This is a genomic window from Bradyrhizobium sp. USDA 376, from assembly GCF_054063675.1.
Map to the genome: position 1 here is coordinate 7,727,628 of NZ_JBSSGN010000001.1, position 15,085 is coordinate 7,742,712.

The following is a 15,085-nucleotide window of genomic DNA, read 5'->3' on the forward strand; positions in this document are numbered from 1 at the left end:
TGCTTTAAGCGCCTGCCATCGCTTTTTCGATCGCCGCAAGCGCCGCGGTCGCGTTGGCGCCATCGGGGCCACCGGCCTGCGCCATGTCGGGCCGGCCGCCGCCGCCCTTGCCGCCGAGCGCTTCGGAGGCGACGCGCACGAGGTTCACGGCGTTGAAGCGCGCGGTGAGGTCCGGCGTGACGCCGACCACGACGCCGGCCTTGCCGTCCTCGGTGACGCCGACGATGGCGACGACGCCCGAGCCGATCTGCTTCTTGCCGTCATCGGCAAGGCCCTTGAGATCCTTCATCTCGATGCCCTCGACCGCGCGCGCCATCAGCTTGACGTCGCCGACCTCGCGCACGCCGCTCGCTGCGCCGTTGCCGCTGGATGCGCCGCCGCCCATTGCGAGCTTCTTGCGGGCGTCGGACAGCTCGCGCTCGAGCTTCTTGCGCTCCTCCATCAGCGCGGCGATGCGCGCCGGCACGTCGTCGATCGAGGTGCGCAGCTCGTTCGCCGCGGTCTTCGCCAGCGCCATGGTCTCGTTGGCGTGTTTTCGCGCGTAGTTGCCCGTTAGCGCCTCGATGCGGCGCACGCCCGAGGCGACCGCGCTTTCGCTCGTCAGCGTGATCAGGCCGATGTCGCCGGTGCGCTTGACGTGCGTGCCGCCGCAGAGCTCGACCGACCAGCCAAGCACGTTGGCGCCGCGCTCGCGCGCGGTCCTGCCCATGGAGACGACGCGGACCTCGTCGCCGTATTTCTCGCCAAACAGCGCGCGCGCCCCTGCTTCACGGGCCTCGTCGACGCCCATCACGCGGGTGGTGACCTCGTCATTCTCCAGCACCACGTCGTTGGCGATGTCCTCGACGCGGGCAAGCTCCTCCGCCGTGATCGGCTTCGGATGCACGAAGTCGAAGCGCAGCCGGTCCGGCGCGACCATCGAGCCGCGCTGGGCGATGTGATCGCCGAGCACCTGACGCAGCGCTTCATGAATCAGATGCGTCGCCGAGTGATGCGCGCGGATTGACGAGCGCCTGCCGTGGTCGACTTCGAGCTGCAGCGCCGTGCCGAGCTTGAGCTCGCCGCTCTCGACGGTGCCGATGTGGACGAAGAAATCGCCGAGCTTCTTCTGCGTGTCGGTGACGCGGACCTTGATGCCGCCCTCGCCGGTGAGCACGCCGGTGTCGCCGACCTGGCCGCCGGATTCCGCATAGAACGGCGTCTGGTTCAGCACGAGCGCACCGGTCTCGCCGGCCTTGAGGCTGGCGACTTCCTGGCCGTCCTTGACCAGTGCGGACACCACGCCCTCGGCGCTCTCCGTCTCGTAGCCCAGGAACTCGGTGGCGCCGAGCTTTTCGCGCAGCGGGAACCAGATCGCCTCGGAGGCGGCCTCACCCGAGCCCTTCCAGGACTCGCGCGCCTTGGCTTTCTGACGCTCCATCGCGTCGGTGAAGGCGGACTGGTCGACGCCGATGCCGCGCGACTTCAGCGCGTCCTGGGTCAGGTCGAGCGGGAAGCCGTAGGTGTCGTACAGCGTGAAGGCGACGTCGCCGTCGAACATGTCGCCCTTTTTCAGGGACGCGCTCTTCTCGTCGAGGATGGCAAGGCCGCGCGCCAGCGTCTTGCGGAAGCGGGTCTCTTCCAGCCGCAGCGTTTCCTCGATCAGATTCTCCGCGCGCATCAGGTCGGGATAGGCCTGGCCCATCTCGCGGACCAGCGCCCAGACCAGGCGATGCATCAGCGGCTCTTTCGCCCCAAGCAGCTGTGCGTGGCGCATCGCGCGGCGCATGATCCGGCGCAGCACATAGCCGCGGCCCTCGTTCGAGGGCAGCACGCCGTCCGCAACCAGGAAGGCCGAGGAGCGCAAATGGTCGGCGATGACGCGGAACGAGGCGACATTCTGCTCGTTCGGCCCGCTGCCGAGCGCGGACGACGTCGCGTCGATCAAATGGCGGAACAGGTCGGTCTCGAACACGCTGTCGACGCCCTGGAGGACGCAGGCCATGCGCTCCAGGCCCATGCCGGTGTCGATCGAGGGACGCGGCAGATCCACGCGCTCCTCCTTCGTCACCTGCTCGTATTGCATGAACACGAGATTCCAGAATTCGAGGAAGCGGTCGCCGTCCTCTTCCGGCGAGCCCGGAGGCCCGCCCCAGATGTGCTCGCCGCGATCGATGAAGATCTCCGAGCACGGGCCGCACGGGCCGGTGTCGCCCATCGCCCAGAAATTATCCGAGGTCGGGATGCGGATGATGCGGTCGTCGGAGAAGCCGGCGATCTTCTTCCACAGGCCCGCCGCCTCGTCGTCGGTGTGGTAGACCGTGACGAGCAGCTTGTCCTTCTTCAGCCCGTACTCCTTCGTGATCAGCTTCCAGGCGAGCTCGATCGCGCGCTCCTTGAAGTAATCGCCGAACGAGAAATTGCCGAGCATCTCGAAGAAGGTGAGATGGCGCGCGGTGTAGCCGACATTGTCGAGGTCGTTGTGCTTGCCGCCGGCGCGCACGCATTTCTGCGAGGTGGTGGCGCGCTGGTACGGCCGCTTCTCGACGCCGGTAAAAACGTTCTTGAACTGCACCATGCCGGCATTGGTGAACATCAAGGTCGGGTCGTTGCGCGGCACGAGTGGCGAGGACGGCACGATCTCGTGGCCGTTCTCGGCAAAGAAGTTCAGAAAGGTCGACCTGATCTCGTTGACGCCGCTCATGTTCATCCAATCGGGTGTGCTTGGACCCGCTGCCGCCGTCCAAACCGGAAATTAAGGCTGATATCTGCGGGCCAAAGCGCTTTTAGACAAGGCCAGCTTCGCTGTCCAGAAACTGTGCAAGGAGATCAGAGGGTTGCCGCAGGGGCTCAATCCGGTTGAAAGCCGCTGAAGTCGCGTTGACAGGCTTGGCTACCCTGTGGTCTCTACCCATCTGTATCGTACGGCCACGTCGGGAGAGACCGGCTTTAGGCAGCCGGCGCCGAAGGAGCAACCGCCCCGGAAACTCTCAGGCAAAAGGACCGCGTGGCTTTGACAGCATCTGGAAAGAGGCGCCGACGGGCTTAAGACCCGGACTGCGTCCGCCGACGGGATAATACTCTCAGGCACAGCGACAGATGGGGCTTCGACTGGTGTCCATCGGGGAATCGTCCCCGGGGAACCGCCGAGGGCCCCTGAGATGCTAGCGCACAACCAAGACTCCCTGAAACGGACGCCCCTCTACGGCCTCCATGTGTCCCTGGGCGGCAAGATGGTGCCGTTCGCGGGCTATGACATGCCCGTGCAATACCCCGCGGGCGTGCTGAAGGAACACCTTCATACCCGCATCCAAGCCGGCCTGTTCGACGTCTCCCATATGGGCCAGATCGCGCTTCGGCCGAAGTCGGGCAAGGTCGAGGACGCCGCCCGCGCGCTGGAACGGCTGGTGCCGCAGGATATCGTGGCGATTGCGCCGGGCCGGCAGCGCTATGCCCAGTTCACCAATGCCGAGGGCGGCATTCTCGACGATCTGATGGTCGCCAACTTCGGCGATCACCTGTTCCTGGTGGTCAACGCCGCCTGCAAGGACGCCGACGAGGCGCATCTGCGCGCGAATCTGTCTGGCGACTGCATCATCGATTCGTTTGCCGACCGCGCGCTGATCGCGCTGCAGGGTCCGAAGGCGGAAGCGGTGCTGGCGAAATTCTGTGCAGCGGCGCCCGGCATGAAGTTCATGGACGCCGGCCCGCATGAGGTCGCCGGCATCAAGTGCTTCGTCTCGCGCTCCGGCTACACCGGCGAGGACGGGTTCGAGATCTCGGTTCCCGCCAGCGATGCCGAACGCCTCGCCAGGACGTTGCTTGAAAATCCGGACGTGCTGCCGATTGGCCTCGGGGCCCGCGACAGCCTGCGGCTGGAAGCCGGGCTCTGCCTCTACGGCCACGACATCGACACCGCCACCACGCCGGTCGAAGCCGCGCTGGAATGGTCGGTGCAGAAAAGCCGCCGCACCGGCGGCGCCCGCGCCGGCGGTTTCCCCGGCGCCGAAAAGATCCTCGGTCACTTCGATAACGGTGCATCCCGCCGCCGCGTCGGCCTGCGCGCAGAGGGCCGTGCGCCGGTGCGCGAAGGCGCGCTGGTGTTTGCTGAGAGCGCGGGCGGCGAGCCGATCGGAAAGGTCACCTCGGGCGGTTTCGGCCCGAGCCTGAGCGCGCCGGTCGCGATGGGCTACGTGCCTGTGAGCCTGAGCGCGCTCGGCACAAAACTGTTCGCCGAGGTGCGCGGCCAGCGCCTGCCCTTGCAGGTCGCCGCCATGCCCTTCGTGAAAAACACCTACAAACGCTGAGGACGAGACAATGACCACGACGCTGTACACTTCCGACCATGAATGGCTCGCCATCGACGGCGATACCGCCACGGTCGGCATCACCGACTACGCGCAGCAGCAGCTCGGCGACGTCGTGTTCGTCGAATTGCCCAAGGTCGGCCGCAGCTTGAAGAAGGCCGAAGCCGCCGCCGTCGTGGAATCCGTGAAGGCGGCCTCGGACGTCTACGCCCCTGTTACCGGCGAAGTGCTCGAGACCAACGAGGCGCTAGCCGCCGAGCCGGCGCTGATCAATTCGGACGCGCAAGGCGCGGCCTGGTTCTTCAAGATCAAGATTGCCGACAAGAGCGAACTCGGCGGCCTCATGGATGAAGCCGCCTACAAGGCACATACGGCTTAGGGACTATGGAGCAAGCGATGACCGCGCACCGTAAATCCAGCGGCGAGACCGCCGCCAGTTTCGTTCGCCGCCACATCGGTCCGTCGGCGCGCGATGTCACCGCAATGCTCGAAACGGTCGGCGCTAGAAGCGTCGATGCGTTGATGTCAGAAACGCTGCCGGCCTCGATCCGGCAGGCCACCCCGCTCGACCTCGGCAAGCCGCTGAGCGAGACCGAGGCGATCGCGCATATGGCCGAGCTCGCCGCGCAGAACCAGGTCTTCACCTCGCTGATCGGCCAGGGCTATTCCGGCACCATCCTGCCCGCGGTGATCCAGCGCAACATTCTGGAAAACCCGGCCTGGTACACGGCCTATACGCCCTACCAGCCCGAGATCAGCCAGGGCCGGCTTGAGGCGCTGTTCAACTTCCAGACCATGATCTGCGACCTCACCGGGCTCGACGTCGCCAACGCCTCGCTGCTCGATGAAGCGACCGCCGCGGCCGAAGCCATGGCGCTCGCGGAGCGGCACTCGCAGGTGAAGGCCAAGGCCTTCTTCGTCGACAAGGACGTGCATCCGCAGACGCTGGCGGTGATGCGCACCCGCGCCGAGCCGCTCGGCTGGACGCTGGTCGTCGGCGATCCCCTCACCGATCTCGACAAATCAGACGTGCTCGGCGCGCTGCTGCAATATCCGGGTTCTTCCGGCGCGGTGCGCGACCTCCGGCCCGCGATCGCGGCTCTGAAGGCCAAGGGCGCGCTCGCGATCGTGGCCGCCGATCTGCTGGCGCTGACGTTGCTCGCCTCGCCCGGCGAGCTTGGCGCCGACATCGCGATCGGCTCGGCGCAGCGCTTCGGCGTGCCGATGGGCTATGGCGGACCGCACGCGGCCTATATGGCGGTGCGCGATGCGCTGAAGCGCTCCCTGCCCGGCCGCATCGTCGGCCTCTCCGTGGATTCGCGCGGGATGCCCGCCTATCGCCTCGCGCTCCAGACCCGCGAGCAGCATATCCGCCGCGAGAAGGCGACCTCCAACATCTGCACCGCGCAGGTGCTGCTCGCCGTGATCGCTTCGATGTATGCGGTCTATCACGGCCCCGAAGGATTGACGCAGATCGCTCGTACCGTGCATCGCCGCGCCGCCGTGCTCGCCGCCGGCCTGCGCAAGCTCGGCTTTGCCCCGGAGTCGGACAGCTTCTTCGACACGGTGACGGTTGACGTCGGCGCGAAGCGCGACGAGATCGTCGCGCGCGCTGTGGCCGAGAAGATCAATCTTGGCCTCAGCGACGGCGCCTTGCGCATCGCGCTGGACGAGACAACGACGCCCGCAATAATCGAAGCAGTCTGGCGCACCTTCGGTGGCAAGCTCGCTTATGCCGAGATCGACGCCTCGACTCGCGAGGCGCTGCCGGACGCCTTGAAGCGAGCGACGTCCTTCCTGACCCATCCAGTGTTCAATACGCATCGTTCGGAGACCGAGCTGCTGCGCTATATGCGCAAGCTCAGCGATCGCGATCTCGCGCTCGACCGCGCAATGATCCCGCTGGGCTCCTGCACCATGAAGCTGAACGCGACGACGGAGATGATGCCGCTGACCTGGCCGGAATTCGGCAGCTTGCACCCGTTCGTCCCGCGCGAGCAGGCCAAGGGCTACCACGCGCTGTTCGCGCGGCTGGAGAAGTGGCTGTGCGACATCACCGGCTATGACGCGATCTCGCTGCAGCCGAATTCGGGCGCGCAGGGCGAATATGCCGGGCTGCTCGCGATCCGCGGCTATCACGCCGCGCGCGGGGAGAGCCATCGCAAGATCTGCCTGATCCCCTCCTCCGCCCACGGCACCAACCCGGCCTCGGCCGCGATGGTCGGCATGGACGTGGTGGTGGTCGCCTGCGAGAAGAACGGCGACGTCGACGTCAACGATCTCCGCGCCAAGGCGGAAAAGCATTCGAACGATCTCGCCGCGGTGATGATCACCTATCCCTCGACCCATGGCGTGTTCGAGGAGCACATCAGCGAGATCTGCGAGATCGTGCATGGCCATGGCGGCCAGGTGTATCTGGACGGCGCCAACCTCAACGCGCAGGTCGGCCTGTCACGGCCCGGCGATTACGGCGCCGATGTCAGCCATCTCAACCTGCACAAGACCTTCTGCATCCCGCATGGCGGCGGCGGCCCCGGCATGGGCCCGATCGGCGTCAAGGCGCATCTCGCGCCGTTCCTGCCCGGCCATCCGGCGACGCAAGCTGACGCTGCGGTAGGCCCTGTCTCGGCCGCACCGTTCGGCTCGGCCTCGATCCTGACCATCTCCTACATCTACATTTTGATGATGGGTGGCGAAGGATTGAAGCGCGCCACCGAGATCGCGATCCTCAATGCCAACTACATCGCAGCCCGCCTCGATGCGCACTTCCCGGTGCTCTACAAGAACGCCAGGGGCCGCGTTGCACATGAATGCATCGTCGATCCCCGTCCGCTGAAGACGACATCCGGCGTCACCGTCGACGACATCGCCAAGCGCCTGATCGACTACGGCTTCCACGCTCCGACCATGAGCTTCCCGGTGCCGGGCACGCTGATGATCGAGCCGACCGAGTCGGAATCGAAGGCGGAGCTGGACCGCTTCTGCGACGCAATGATCGCGATCCGGAAAGAAATCGCCGAGGTCGAGGCCGGCCGCTTCAAGATCGAAGCCTCGCCGCTGCGCCACGCCCCGCACACCGTCCACGACATCGCGGACGACGACTGGAAGCGCGCCTACACGCGCAGTGAGGGCGTCTTCCCCGACGGCGTCTCGCGGACCGACAAATACTGGTGCCCGGTCGGCCGTGTCGACAACGTCTACGGTGATCGTAACCTCGTGTGCTCCTGCCCGCCGGTGAGCGATTACGCGCAAGCCGCGGAGTAAGGCTTCGTAGGGTGGGTTAGCGGGCGGCTGCGCGAAGCGCAGTCCCTTGGCGTAACCCACCTCTTCAGTCTCTACGGATATAAACAGTGGTGGGTTACGCCGAGCGGACCGCGCTTCGCGCAGCCCGTTCGGCTAACCCACCCTGTACCCTTTTGGGGTTCGCATCCAGTCGAAGGTGTAGACTGGAACACGGGCCGATCCGCCGGGAGCAGCCTTGCCCACCTGTGTCTTGAACACCGACGTAGGAGCCGCGCCCCGGCAGAGCGGCCGCGGTCGAGATCCAGTAGGAGGTTCGCGCCGAGAGCGCCAGTACAGGGATCGATCAGGATCGCGGTGGCCCGCTTTTTGAGAGCAAGGAGGTCCCAACAATGCTCGAAGATGTACGCTGGTTCGTCGGGATCGATTGGGCAACGCAGAGCCATAGCGTTTGCCTGCTGGATACCGAAGGAAGACAGGTTGCTCACTGCGAGTTCGCCCATGAGGGTGCGGGCCTGACGGAGTTGCGCGACTGGCTGCTGCAGAAGACCAACGCCGCACCGGGGCAGATCGCCGTGGCGATCGAGATGCCGCACGGCCCGGTGGTGGAGGTGTTGCTCGAACACGGGTTTGCGGTGTTCGCGATCAATCCCAAGCAGCTTGACCGCTTCCGTGATCGCTTCACGGTGGCTGGTGCCAAGGATGACCGCCGCGATGCCCATGTGCTCGGAGCTTCGCTCCGCACGGATCGCGCGGCGTTCCGTCGGCTTGTGGTCGACGATCCCACGATGATCGAGCTGCGCGAGTGGTCGCGCTTGGCCGACGAACTGCAGCAGGAGCGCACACGTCTTGCCAACCGGCTGCGCAAGCAGTTGTGGCGATATTATCCGCAGGCCACCAAGCTGACCGACGATGTCGCTGACGAATGGTTCCTGGCGCTTTGGCAGATGGTGCCGACGCCGGCCCGTGCGGCCAAGGCCAGCGAGAAGGCAATTGCACGCGTTCTGAAAGCCCATCGCATCCGCCGCCTTGATGCGGCGGGGGTGCTTGAAACTTTACGCGAGGCCCCGCTGTTCGTGGCACCCGGCACCACCGAGGCCGCCTGCGCACACATCCGCAGCTTGGCGGCACGACTGCACCTGGTCAATCAGCAGATCAAGGAGGCGCATCAGAACCTGGACCGTCTGTGCGTCGCAATCGAAGGCGAGGAGAAGGCCTCGGGGCAGAGCTCGGAGCAGTGCGACGTGACGATCCTTCGCTCCTGGCCAGGAATCGGCAGGATCCATCTCGCCACACTGCTCGCCGAGGCCGCAGAGCCTCTGCGCAGGCGAGATTATCATGCTCTGCGCGCCTTGGCAGGGGCCGCGCCGGTGACGCGGCAAAGCGGCAAGCAACGCTTCGTGATCCGTCGCCTCGCCTGCAACAGGCGGCTACAGAGCGCCGTCCATCACTGGTCGCGGGTCGCCATCCAACACGATGAGGCCAGCAGGCGACGCTATGATGCCTTGCGACAGCGAGGACATGGCCACGCGCGTGCTCTGCGCACTGTAGGGGATCGCTTGCTCTTTGCCTTGTGCACGACGCTCAAGCGACACACCCCATACGAGGCGGACTATAGCGCAAGGACCTCCACTAAAGCCTGAGCCTCATTCCTTTGTTCGGCCGGTGTGACCATTCCTTCGTCCCGACCTGCCGATCGCTGCGCGTTTCGCGGGATCGTGAGCGCGGATTTCAGGGGATCGTGAGCAGAGATTTCAGACGATCGTGAGCAACGATTTCGCGGGATCGTGAGCAAGGCTTTCGGAGCCTTGCAGCGCTTCGGCCGACAACTCAACCGGCTTAGGGATGACCTCGTGGTTAACGAGGAAGTCCAATGCCTACCCAGAGATTGTCGATGCGCCGGATCAAGGAAGTCCTTCGGTTAAAACATTTTCAAGGCCTGCCAGAGCGGGCCATCGCGCGGAGCGTGGGCGTCAGCAACGGCGTTGTGCACAGCTACCTGAGCCGCGCCCGCTCTGCTGGGTTGAGCTGGCCGCTTCCGGAGGGAATGACCGATGAAGACCTGGAGCTTTTGCTTTTCCCGGCCCCACGACCAGCGTCTCAGAGCCCGCAGCGGCCGGTGCCCGACTGGAGCTACATCGATAAAGAGCTCCGCCGGCGCAACGTAACCCGTCGCCTGCTCTGGGAGGAGTATCGCGCCGTTAATCCCGACGGTTTCGGGTACACGTGGTTCTGCACTACCTACGAGGCCTGGAAGGGGCGGGTCCGACCTTCGATGCGGCAGATTCATCTGGGCGGCGAGAAGGTGTTCGTGGATTTCGCCGGCGACACCATCGACATCGTCGATCCCCTGACCGGGGAAGTGCAGCCGATGAAGCTGTTCGTCGCGGCGATGGGCGCTTCGAACTACACCTACGCCGAGGCCTGCCCCAGCGAGAGCTTGGCCGACTGGATCCGGGCCCACGTCAACTTGTTCACGTTTTTGAGCGGAACGCCGACGTTCGTGGTCTGCGACAACCTCAAAGCCGCCGTCAGCAACCCCGACCGCTACGATCCCGGCCTCAATCGCACTTATGCCGAGATGGCGAGCCATTACGGCACGGCCATTCTCGCCGCACGGCCGCGGCGCCCAAAAGACAAGGCGAAGGTCGAGGTCGCGGTGCAAATCGCCCAGCGCTGGATTCTGGCCCGGCTGCGCAATCAGCGCTTCTTTTCCCGGGCCGAGCTCAACGCCGCCATCAAGACACTCGTCGACGAACTCAATGCTCGTCAAATGCGTGGCTTCGGCTCAAGCCGCGCCGAACTGTTTGCCGAACTCGACAAACCCAAGCTAACCCCGCTGCCAGATCAGCCTTATGCCTTCGCACGCTGGAAGCGCTGCCGCCTCGCTCCCGATTATCATGTCGAGGTCGACGGCCATTGGTACTCCGCGCCGTATCGTCTGATTGGCGAGCTGGTCGATGCCCGTATCGACGATCGGACGGTCGAGATCTTCCACAAGGGCCAGCGGATCGCCAGCCATGCCCGCGCGCCCAACCGACGCGGACACACCACCATCGCCGACCACATGCCCAGCGCCCATCGCCGCTACGGCAAATGGACCCCCGCCGCGGTGATCGCCGCCGGCGAGCGGATCGGTCCTTCGACAGCAGCGTTTTTCCAGGCCGTGATCGACGCCCGGCCCCATCCAGAACAAGGCTTTCGAACCTGCCTTGGCATTCTGGCGCTCGTCAAAAGCTACGGCGCCGAACGCCTCGACGCAGCCTGCCGGAGGGGCATCCTCATCAAGGCGCGCTCCGTCGCCTCGATTAGATCGATCCTCCAGAACGGCCTCGATCGCACGTTCTTCGACGAATCTTTCGAGCACCAGCCCCTGCGCCACGGCAACATCCGCGGACGCGACTACTTCCACTGAAGCAAGGAGAGACCCGGCATGCTTAACCACCCAACCCACGAACGGCTGATCGAGCTTGGCCTGACCGGAATGGCCAAGGCCTTCGAGGAGCAGCGCCGATCGCCCGATCTCGAAGCCCTGCCGTTCGAAGATCGCATCGGCCTGTTGGTCGACCGCGAAGCCGCCGAACGCGACACCAGGCGGCTCACCACGCGCCTCAAGATCGCCGCACTGCGCCAGACTGCTTGCGTCGAGGACGTCGATCTGCGCACCCCGCGGGGCATCGACCGCGCCGTTTTCGCCAAACTCGTCGAAGGTCGCTGGATCGATCGCCACGAGAATTTGCTCGTCACCGGGGCAACCGGCCTGGGCAAAAGTTGGTTAGCCTGCGCGCTCGGCCACAAGGCCTGCCGCGACAACCGATCAGTCCTCTATCATCGCGTTCCAAGGCTGTTCGAGGCGCTCGCGCTCGCGCGCGGAGACGGACGTTACGCTCGGCTCCTCAAAAGCCTCGGCCGCGCTCAGCTTCTGATTTTGGATGATTGGGGACTATCGGTGCTCACCGCCGCGGAACGCCGCGATCTGCTCGAAATCCTCGAGGACCGCCATGGCCGCGCATCCACCATCGTCACAAGTCAGCTCCCCGTGGACACCTGGCATGGAGCCATTGGGGACCCCACGGTCGCCGACGCCATTCTCGATCGCCTCGTCCACAACGCCCACCGCCTCCAGCTCACCGGAGAAAGCATGCGAAAACGCAGCGCCAAAACCATCACCCTTGACGGCCAACCAGAACACTGACTCTATCTCCCATCGGCCGTAGCGGGCTGCTCACGATCGTCTGAATTCAGTGCTCACGATCGCGCGAAATCGATGCTCACGATCCGTGAAATCCGCACCGATCGCCACAGCGCCGCGCGCAGACGCTGTCCAGGAGGCCGTCGGCACCGGCAACGCCGGCGCGAAGCGTCCTGGACGGCGGCGAGCACGGCGCTATGCTCGCCCATCAAGGACGTCTACCTCTTGACCACGGGTAGGAGGTCCTACGGCACTCAACGCGCCTCTAAGGCGCAACCAACGATCGGCTTTCGCGATCCCATCGCCAGACCTGTTCGTTGGTGAGTTCAGTACCGCCCCACCAGCGTTTGATCGGGTTGTGGCGCCACATGTCGTCTTCGCGGGCGACAAGCGAACGCCCGAGTTCAGTCAGCGTGACTTTCCACTCGCTCTTGCCGAAGTAGCGGTCTTCATTGTTGAACGACGGATCGCCCAGCAGGATCGGCGGGACCGAATGCTCCCCCAGTTCGATCAAAGCCTCTTGTGCGTCGCGTCCGTCGAATACATCGCGAATCCACGTCGCCTCGCAGACGCGCCTCGGGTCGGTGTGCCCGTCGTTCACAAAATCCAGCAGATCCATTTCGCTGGCACCGAGTCCCGTCACGCTGTCCGGAAGCTCTTCAAGCACCGCAATCAGCGCCGATCGAAGTCTCGGCAGGATCATCAGATCCGTCATCAGCAGATCGAAACAAGGTTCTGGTGTTTCAGCCCGATAGGCTCGCCAGGCGCGGCTTGCCGTCACCAAATGGTTCTCGGCCACCTTGAAGGCCGGCAACTTCCATTTTGCGACCGATTGCGGAGCATAGTTCGCAACAATGTCGTCGGTATGCACAAGGCTCAGCTTCGTCGTGATCTCCTTGTAGGGACGAAGCAGGTCGAGCAGCCAGACGAGTACAAGCTGATCGTTGGGCCTGGGATCGACCCACAATTCGATTGAGTCGAACTTCTCGCAGAGCTCGAAGAAACCGATGTCGCGCGTGCCAACGCCGTCCAGCAAGGCGCGGCACGCATCGTCGAGCCAATGATCCCCCGGATTGCTGTGCTTTGCGGATCGCCGCGCCAGCCCTATCAACAGTTGCTCCTCGGAAGGCAATTTTCCCGAGACGAAGCGCAACCGGAACCCAAGCGCGACGTTCGCCGCACGTGACTGGCGAAGCGCGTTCGCCGCAAAATCGTTCGTTGTCAGGATTAGATGTGACAAGGTGACCTCTCAACAAAACCGATATGAGAATCAGCAGTGCTATCAGCTGCGCCCCCGCATCAGGCAGGCGCAATCAACGACCGGGTCTCGGGGTCCCACCACCAGAGCCGTTCGTTGGTCAGGTGAGTGCCGCCCCACCAACGATCGATCTGATTGTGCCGGCGAAAATTCTGGTCGCCTCCCAGTACCGCCTTGCCGAATTCGGTCAACGACAATCGCGACCGCTTGTACCGATCGAAGCGGATTGAATCGTTGTGCATCTCCAGCGAAAATGGAGCTTCATCCAGTCCTGACACCGCCGGTCTCTCGCACCGGGCGAGCCCGTCAAGCAGGAAGCCGACCTCCCAATATCCGTATACATGCAGCTCGTTGTGCTTCTGATGCCCCGGAAAGACATCAAAAGGTTGCATGCCTCCTCGCGCGACGAGCTGGAGTATCCGCGCTTCCGTGGCTCCAAGGCCTGAGGCGGGGCGCGGAAGCTCTTTGAGAAGAGCCGTCACGTGAGGGGCGAGCTGCGGCAGCCAGCTCAAATCCGTCTTGAAAAGATCGCGCCAACTTTGCGGGGTCGGCGCACAATAGGCCCGCCATGCACGGCTGGCCGATTTAAGTTGTCGAGGTGTGATCGTGACAACCGGCGGATGGAGTTCCCCTCGCGGTGGGTCGACATCCTTGACGCCCAGCAACAGAGAGCGCACGACAAAATTGGGACTCGCATTGCATCGGCGGCGCCAATAATCGAGCAGCCAAAGCAAGATCAATTGCGCATTTGGCTCCGGCCCTCGCCAAAACTCGATTGAGTCGTATGCCGCAAGCAGTTCGATAAATCCTTGGTCCTTCGCATCCGCTTCCTCGAGACGCCAGGACGGCGTATCGTCGAGCCAATGAAGGCCGTGTGGTTGCGTCGTACGTGGCGCAAAGAACGCGTCGATTTCCGCATCTGACGGCAACGGCCCCCAGACCAGCCGGCGTTCGATCGCGATCACGAGGTCGGCGAGCCCTGCCTGTTGGATGGCGCCGGCGATGGACGAGTCTGTCGTGACGATGAGCCGGGCCATGCTCGCGGCCTCAGGGTTTCGTTAAGACAGCGCCATAGCGCCACAGCCGATCGTTGGTCAGATGTGTGCCACCCCACCAGCGATCGATCGGATTGTGACGACTGAAGTCTTCTTGATGGGCAAGGACGGCTTCACCAAATTCGGTCAACGAAAGACGGCTGCGGAGATAGACTTCGTGCCGAGCTCGCAAATTCTTAGGGTCGATTGTGCGCAGCTCGTCGCCCAAACCGGCCACTGCGGGCTTGGGGCCGAGCGCGAGCCCCTCAAGCAACGAACCCAACTCGAATTCACGGAATACATATGTGCGCCGTTGCGAGCGTAGATGAAACAAGGCGTTTGTGTTTGCAAATCCTCTGGAAAGAAGCTCCAGAAAGCGCGTCTCAGTCGCGCCCAGGCCCGTCAAGGGCGCCGGCAGCTCTGCCAGCAGATTGAGCAATGCTGGCCGCAGCATCAACAACGCACTCAGATCGCCGTGAAGAAGATCGACGCACGCCTCAGGTGTCGGTGCACGATAGGCCTGCCATGCCATTCTGGCAGCCTCAAACTCCCTTACGGTGACAACAAAGACCGGAATATGCGATGCGGACTTTCCCAGTTCTTCGGCTCTCATCATAATCAGATCGTCCGTCACCAGGCGCAGTCTGAGTCTTTGCGCGGGGCCTGAATGAGAGCTGAGGTAATCGAGCAACCAAATGAGCTGCAACTGATCTTCTGGACTCGGATCGAACCAGAGTTCGATCACATCGTACAGTTCGCAAAAATCGACGAAGGATAGGTCTTTGCGATCCCTGATGGCGCGAGGCCAATGGATGCCCCAGTCTGACCAGTGATCCCCAGGCGGAACAGCCTCCGAACGTGCAGCAAAATAGGCTGCAAGCACCTCAGGTGAAGGCAGGCGACCCCACTGGAAGCGAAAAGAGAACAGAACAACAATTTCCGCCAGTCCCGATTTCCCGAGATCAAAGCCGGACGAGCTGGTCAGGATCAGACGCTTCATCACACCACCTGATCAACGCAACGCAAAACGAAACGGGCACCGAAGACGTCGGCAACTCAACGTCCTCAGCGCCCG

10 protein-coding genes and 1 riboswitch are annotated in these 15,085 nt (G+C 63.9%); of the genes, 6 read left to right on the forward strand and 4 right to left on the reverse strand.

The window, feature by feature from the left end; genetic code table 11:
- Positions 1 to 4 precede the first annotated feature (4 nt).
- Complete coding sequence (gene alaS / locus ACVJ19_RS36415) at positions 5 to 2,683, reverse strand: alanine--tRNA ligase (protein WP_453953850.1); 2,679 nt, start codon at positions 2,681 to 2,683, stop codon at positions 5 to 7.
- A gap of 220 nt (positions 2,684 to 2,903) precedes the next feature.
- Positions 2,904 to 2,994, forward strand: a riboswitch (glycine riboswitch).
- 146 nt (positions 2,995 to 3,140) lie between these two features.
- On the opposite strand from alaS, the gene gcvT reads away from it, so the two are divergent.
- The 6 genes from gcvT (at position 3,141) to istB (ending at position 11,721) form a co-directional block, all read left to right on the forward strand.
- Complete coding sequence (gene gcvT, locus ACVJ19_RS36420) at positions 3,141 to 4,286, forward strand: glycine cleavage system aminomethyltransferase GcvT (protein ID WP_453953851.1); 1,146 nt, start codon at positions 3,141 to 3,143, stop codon at positions 4,284 to 4,286.
- Between the two features lie 10 nt (positions 4,287 to 4,296).
- A complete protein-coding gene (gene gcvH / locus ACVJ19_RS36425) occupies positions 4,297 to 4,665 on the forward strand; it encodes a glycine cleavage system protein GcvH (protein WP_172782933.1) in 369 nt (122 codons plus the stop codon).
- A gap of 17 nt (positions 4,666 to 4,682) precedes the next feature.
- Entirely contained in the window at positions 4,683 to 7,550 is a 2,868-nt protein-coding gene (gene gcvP, locus ACVJ19_RS36430; protein ID WP_453953852.1) for an aminomethyl-transferring glycine dehydrogenase, read from the forward strand.
- 368 nt (positions 7,551 to 7,918) lie between these two features.
- Positions 7,919 to 9,169, forward strand: coding sequence for an IS110 family RNA-guided transposase (locus ACVJ19_RS36435; protein ID WP_453948482.1), 1,251 nt, complete (start codon positions 7,919 to 7,921; stop codon positions 9,167 to 9,169).
- 230 nt (positions 9,170 to 9,399) lie between these two features.
- Positions 9,400 to 10,941 (forward strand): IS21-like element ISFK1 family transposase, encoded by a 1,542-nt coding sequence (gene istA / locus ACVJ19_RS36440; RefSeq protein ID WP_060907903.1) that lies wholly within the window; start codon positions 9,400 to 9,402, stop codon positions 10,939 to 10,941.
- Positions 10,942 to 10,959: 18 nt separating this feature from the next.
- On the forward strand, positions 10,960 to 11,721 hold the full coding sequence (gene istB / locus ACVJ19_RS36445) for an IS21-like element ISFK1 family helper ATPase IstB (protein ID WP_011090937.1): 762 nt from the start codon (positions 10,960 to 10,962) through the stop codon (positions 11,719 to 11,721).
- 262 nt (positions 11,722 to 11,983) lie between these two features.
- Here the strand turns inward: istB and ACVJ19_RS36450 are convergent, their stop codons facing one another.
- From ACVJ19_RS36450 to ACVJ19_RS36460, 3 genes are read right to left on the reverse strand one after another with little or no spacing between them, the layout of a single operon-like run.
- Positions 11,984 to 12,958: a hypothetical protein gene (locus ACVJ19_RS36450; RefSeq protein WP_453953853.1), complete on the reverse strand. Its 975-nt coding sequence runs from the start codon at positions 12,956 to 12,958 to the stop codon at positions 11,984 to 11,986.
- A gap of 59 nt (positions 12,959 to 13,017) precedes the next feature.
- Complete coding sequence (locus ACVJ19_RS36455) at positions 13,018 to 14,013, reverse strand: hypothetical protein (RefSeq protein WP_453953854.1); 996 nt, start codon at positions 14,011 to 14,013, stop codon at positions 13,018 to 13,020.
- A gap of 10 nt (positions 14,014 to 14,023) precedes the next feature.
- Positions 14,024 to 15,010 (reverse strand): hypothetical protein, encoded by a 987-nt coding sequence (locus ACVJ19_RS36460; RefSeq protein WP_453953855.1) that lies wholly within the window; start codon positions 15,008 to 15,010, stop codon positions 14,024 to 14,026.
- Positions 15,011 to 15,085: the final 75 nt, after the last annotated feature.